The 5,318-nt window shown below is 73.2% G+C and carries 4 protein-coding genes; 3 read left to right on the forward strand and 1 reads right to left on the reverse strand.

Annotated features, from left to right (window positions below):
* Both glgX and treY read left to right on the forward strand, forming a co-directional pair.
* The coding region (gene glgX / locus CCN72_RS22335) for a glycogen debranching protein GlgX (protein WP_086809055.1) at positions 1-1,682 on the forward strand (1,682 nt) is incomplete at its 5' end.
* A gap of 98 nt (positions 1,683-1,780) precedes the next feature.
* Positions 1,781-4,150, forward strand: coding sequence for a malto-oligosyltrehalose synthase (gene treY, locus CCN72_RS22340; RefSeq protein ID WP_244174376.1), 2,370 nt, complete (start codon positions 1,781-1,783; stop codon positions 4,148-4,150).
* On the opposite strand, the gene CCN72_RS22345 is transcribed toward treY, so the two are convergent.
* A complete protein-coding gene (locus tag CCN72_RS22345; RefSeq protein ID WP_244174378.1) occupies positions 4,137-4,997 on the reverse strand; it encodes a LysR family transcriptional regulator in 861 nt (286 codons plus the stop codon). The genes treY and CCN72_RS22345 overlap by 14 nt on opposite strands.
* Positions 4,998-5,100: 103 nt before the next feature.
* On the opposite strand from CCN72_RS22345, the gene CCN72_RS22350 reads away from it, so the two are divergent.
* On the forward strand, positions 5,101-5,318 hold a 218-nt coding region (locus tag CCN72_RS22350; protein ID WP_143664166.1), incomplete at its 3' end, for an FAD-dependent oxidoreductase.

Genomic DNA, 5,318 nt, shown 5'->3' on the forward strand with positions numbered 1-5,318 from the left:
ACGACCGGCCGCCGCGCACCGAGTACCACCACACGGTGATCTACGAGGCCCACGTCAAGGGACTGACCATGCGTCACCCGGGCCTCCCCGAGGAGTTGCGCGGCACGTACGCGGCGCTCGCCCATCCCGCGGTCATCGACCATCTGACCAGGCTCGGCGTGACCGCGCTGGAGCTGATGCCCGTACACCAGTTCGTCAACGACCACCGGCTGGCGGACCTGGGCCTGAGCAACTACTGGGGCTACAACACCATCGGGTTCTTCGCCCCGCACAACGCGTACGCCTCCTGGGGCGATCGCGGCCAGCAGGTGCTGGAGTTCAAGTCGGCGGTGCGGGCGCTGCACGAGGCCGGGATCGAGGTCATCCTGGACGTCGTCTACAACCACACCGCCGAGGGCAACCACCTGGGCCCGACGCTCTCCTTCAAGGGCATCGACAACCCGTCGTACTACCGGCTCACGGACGATCCCCGCTACTACACGGACACCACCGGCACCGGCAACTCGCTGCTGATGCGGTCCCCGCACGTGCTCCAGATGATCATGGACTCGCTGCGCTACTGGGTCACCGAGATGCATGTCGACGGCTTCCGCTTCGACCTCGCGGCGACCCTGGCCCGGCAGTTCCACGAGGTGGACCGGCTGTCCTCGTTCTTCGACCTGGTGCAGCAGGACCCGGTGGTCTCCCAGGTGAAGCTGATCGCCGAGCCGTGGGACGTGGGCGAGGGCGGCTACCAGGTGGGCAACTTCCCGCCGCTGTGGACCGAGTGGAACGGCAAGTACCGCGACACCGTACGGGACCTGTGGCGGGGCGAGCCGCGCGCGCTCGCGGAGTTCGGCTCCCGGCTGACCGGCTCCTCCGACCTCTACCAGGACGACGGGCGCCGCCCGCTGGCCTCCATCAACTTCGTCACCTGCCACGACGGTTTCACGCTGCGCGACCTGGTGTCGTACGACGACAAGCACAACGAGGCCAACGAGGAGGGCAACCGGGACGGCGAGAGCCACAACCGGTCCTGGAACTGCGGGACCGAGGGCGAGAGCGACGACCCCGGGGTGCTCGCGCTGCGCGCCCGCCAGACGCGCAATTTCCTCGCCACGCTGATGCTGTCCCAGGGCGTGCCGATGATCAGCCACGGCGACGAGTTCGGCCGTACCCAGCGCGGCAACAACAACGCCTACTGCCAGGACAACGAGATCTCCTGGCTGCACTGGCCCGAGGACGGCGGGGAGCTGCTGGAGTTCGTGCGCACCATGGTGTGGCTGCGCCGCGACCACCCCGTGCTGCGCCGCCGCCGCTTCTTCCACGGCCGCCCGGTGGAGGGCAGCCACGGCCGGCTGTCCGACATCGCCTGGTTCACCCCGCAGGGTTCGGAGATGACCCAGCGGGACTGGGACGCGGCCGGGGCGTCCGCGCTGACGGTGTTCCTCAACGGCAACGCCATCTCCGAGCCGGGTCCGCGCGGCGAGCGGATCACCGACGACTCCTTCCTGCTGCTGTTCAACGCCTCTCCGGAGCCGCTGGACTTCCGGGTGCCGGTGAACCACGGCCGGCAGTGGCAGGTGGTGGTCGACACGGCCCGGGACGAAGGGATCCCGCCAGGTTCGGGGGCGAAGGCGGGGGCGGGCGACCGGCTCACCCTCAAGGACCGCAGCCTCATGGTCCTACGCCGTCCGGCGTAGGGCGCCGTGGGCCATGTGGGTGAGCGCGGATGCGCCGCCTCACCCTACGGCCCGGTCCGGGTGACACGAAACGCGGCAGGGCGGGTACGTAGGTCTCCATGACCTCTGCGCGACCCGGACCGGGGGTGCCCACGGCCACCTACCGGCTCCAGCTCCAGCCCGCCTTCCCGTTCTCGGCCGCCGCGGCGGCCGTCCCGTACCTCGCCTCGCTCGGCGTGTCCCATCTGCATCTGTCCCCCGTCCTGGAGGCCGTCCCGGGTTCCACGCACGGCTACGACGTGGTGGACCACACCCGTGTCCGCGCGGAACTCGGCGGCGAGGAGGGGCTGCGCGCGCTGTCCCGGACCGCCCGGGAGCACGGCCTCGGCCTGGTCCTGGACATCGTGCCGAACCACATGGCGATGGCGCCCGGGCACAACCGCGCCCTGTGGGAGGTGCTGCGCGAGGGACCGGAGTCGGCCTACGCCCGCTGGTTCGACATCGACTGGGACGCGGGGGGCGGCCGGGTGCTGCTGCCCGTCCTCGGCGCCCCGCTCGGCGCCGAGCTGGAACAGCTGCGGATCGACGGCGACACGCTGCGGCTGCGCGACCAGGTCCTGCCGCTGCGCGCCGGCACCGAGGGGCTGCCGCTGCCCGAGCTGCTGGACGCCCAGTGGTACCGCCCGGTGTGGTGGCGGCTCGCCCGGACCGAGCTGAACTACCGGCGGTTCTTCAGCATCTCGGAGCTGATCGGGCTGCGGGTGGAGGACCCCGAGGTGTTCGACGCCACCCACTCCAAGATCCTCCAGCTGCTGGACGAGGGCGTGGCCGACGGGCTGCGCGTGGACCACCCCGACGGGCTCGCCGACCCCGACGCCTATCTCGCCCGGCTGCACGAGGCGAGCGGCGGCCGCTGGACGGTGATCGAGAAGATCCTCGCCGACGACGAACGGCTGCCGCCCTCCTGGCCGGTCGCGGGCACCACCGGCTACGACGCGCTGCGCCGGGTCGACGGCCTGTTCACGGACCCGGACGGCGCGGTCGAACTCCTCACCGAGTACCGGCGGTTCGCGGCCCCGCAGCAGGACCGGGGCGGCGTCTGGGACGCCACGGCCCGCCGGGCCGCCTACAAGGTGCTCACCCATGAGCTGGCCACCGAGACCGAGCGGCTCACCCGGGTCGCGGTACGGCTGTGCGCGCACTCCCCCGACCTCGCGCTGCGCGACCGGGCCCCCTGGGCGCTGCGCACGGCCCTGGAGGAACTCCTGGTCCGGATGCGGGTCTACCGGCCGTACGCCTCCGGGGACGCGGCCGCCGTCATCACCGAGGAAGCGGCCGAGGAGGCCCGGCTCGCCTTCGTGGTGCCCGAGGAGGCAGCGGTCGTCGACCTCGTACGCCACCTGCTCGTCGAGACGCCCGGGGACCCGGCCGCGCCGGACCACGCCGACCGGCTGGAGCTGCGCACCCGGTTCGCGCAGACGGCCTCCGCGCTGCGGGCCAAGTCGGTGGAGGACACGGCGTACTACCGCTATGTGCCGCTGCTGTCGGCGACCGAGGTGGGCGGCGACCCGGGCCGGCCGGGGATCTCCCCGCGCGAGTTCCACACGTACTGCGCCCGCGTCCAAGGCGAGCGGCCGCTCACCGGTACGGCCGTCACCACGCACGACACCAAGCGCAGCGCCGATGTCCGCGCGGCCCTCGCCGTCCTCACCGAATGCCCGGGCCGCTGGGCTGAGTTGGTGACCGGGCTGACCCGGGCCGAGGAGGGCGCCCCGGACCGGCAGCTGGCCTGGGCGGCCTGGCAGACGGTGTTCGGGCTGGGCCCGGCCGACGAGGAGCGGGTCCGTCAGTACCTGCTGAAGCATGTGCGCGAGGCCGGGATGTACACCAGCTGGACCGAGCAGGAGACGCCGTACGAGGAGGCCGTGACCGCCTTCGCCGCGGCCGGTCCCTGCGGGCCGCCCGGTGAGCGCGTGACCGCCTTCCGCAAGGCGCTGGAGCCGCACATCCGGGCCAACGTCCTCGGCACGGCCCTGGTGCACCTGACGATGCCGGGCGTCCCGGACGTGTACCAGGGCGCCGAGGGCGAGTTCCGGGCGCTGGTGGACCCGGACAACCGCCGCCCGGTGTCCCTGCCGCCCGAGAACCCGGGCGAGAAGGCCGCGTTGACGTGCGCGGCACTGCGCTTGCGCGCCCGCAGGCCCGACGTCTTCGGGGCCGCCGCGACCTACGATCCGCTGCCCGCGGAAGGCCCGGCGGCACAGCACTGCACGGCCTTCACCCGCTCCGGGGAGGTGATCACCGCGGTGACCCGGCTCTCGCTGCGGCTCGCGGAGTCGGGCGGCTGGCGGGACACCGGCCTGCCGCTGCCGCCCGGTCACTGGGCCGATGTGCTCGATCCCGAACGGGAGTTCACCGGCCGGGTACGCCTCACGGACCTGTTCGGGCCACGACCGGTGGCGCTGCTGGAGCGGGTCACGCGGGCGTGAGGGGCAGCCGCTCGGGCCGCTCCGGAAGGCCGCTCACGGCGGGCCAGCGGGTGCGCAGCAGGTCCACGAAGGCCGCGGCGGCTCCGGTGGGTTCCGTGCGGGCGTAGACGGCCAGCGGGCGCCGCCAGGAGGGGTCGGGCGTCAGGAGCACGCAGTCCTCGCCCACGGCGCCGCGCACGATGTGGGCGGGCGCGGCGCACACCCCGACCCCGGCGGCGGCCATCCGCACGGCCGTCGAGGACTGCTCGGTCCACACGGCGGTCCGGGGCGTGAACCCGGCCCGCCCGCAGGCCCAGTCGAGGAACCGGGCGCCGTGCACCACGGGCTCCATGGCGCAGCGGACCCAGGCCCGGTCGGCCAGTTCGGGCAGGGTCACCGTCGAACGGCCCGCGAGCCGGTCGTCGAACGGCACCACCAGGACGATCTCCTCCGCGCCGATCGGTACGACGGTGCCGGCCGGCTCGGCGGGCTCGGGGCCGATGGCGAGGTCGGCGGTGCCGCGCCGCACGGCGTCCTCCAGGGCCTCGGCGGTCGCGTACTCGTGCAGCCGCAGCAGGACCCGGGGACGGTCGGCGCGCCAGCGGGCGAAGACATCGGGAAGGGCGCCGACGGCGATGGAGTGCAGGGCGGCGATGTGCAGTTCGCCGCCCTCGGCCCCGGCGGCGGCGCGGGCCGCGCGGCCCATCGGGGTGAGCCGGGCGCCCCGGGGCAGCCGCTCCAGCAGGGCCCCGCCGACCTCCTTCTCCAGCGCCTTGATCTGGTGCGAGAGCGCGGACTGGGTGACATGCAGGGCGTCGGCCGCGCGGGTGAAGGACGCCTCCTGGACGACCGTCACGAAGTACTCCATCTGCCGCAGGCTCAACTGCCCGCCCTCCCATGAGCGTTCCGCATGGATTCCACAAGAACATTGCCTTGGACTCATGGCAAGGGGCGGCCGCAGGGTGGTGGGCATGAGCACGCACACAGCGGATGTCACGGACCCGGCGGATCCGACGGACCTCGCGGATGTCATCGTCATCGGCGGCGGCACGGGCGGCTACGCCACCGCCCTGCGCGCCGCCGCCCTCGGCCTCTTCGTCGTCCTCGTGGAACGCGACCGGCTGGGCGGCACCTGTCTGCACCGCGGCTGCGTCCCGAGCAAGGCGATGCTGCACGCCGCCGAGCTGAT

This window comes from Streptomyces murinus, assembly GCF_002154555.1.
Lineage (GTDB): Bacteria > Actinomycetota > Actinomycetes > Streptomycetales > Streptomycetaceae > Streptomyces > Streptomyces murinus.

Bases quoted from the DNA above. Each gene is read 5' to 3' on its own strand.
- treY (WP_244174376.1), top strand. From the start codon at position 1,781: ATGACCTCTGCGCGACCCGGACCGGGGGTGCCCACGGCCACCTACCGG.
- CCN72_RS22345 (WP_244174378.1), bottom strand. From the start codon at position 4,997: ATGGAGTACTTCGTGACGGTCGTCCAGGAGGCGTCCTTCACCCGCGCG.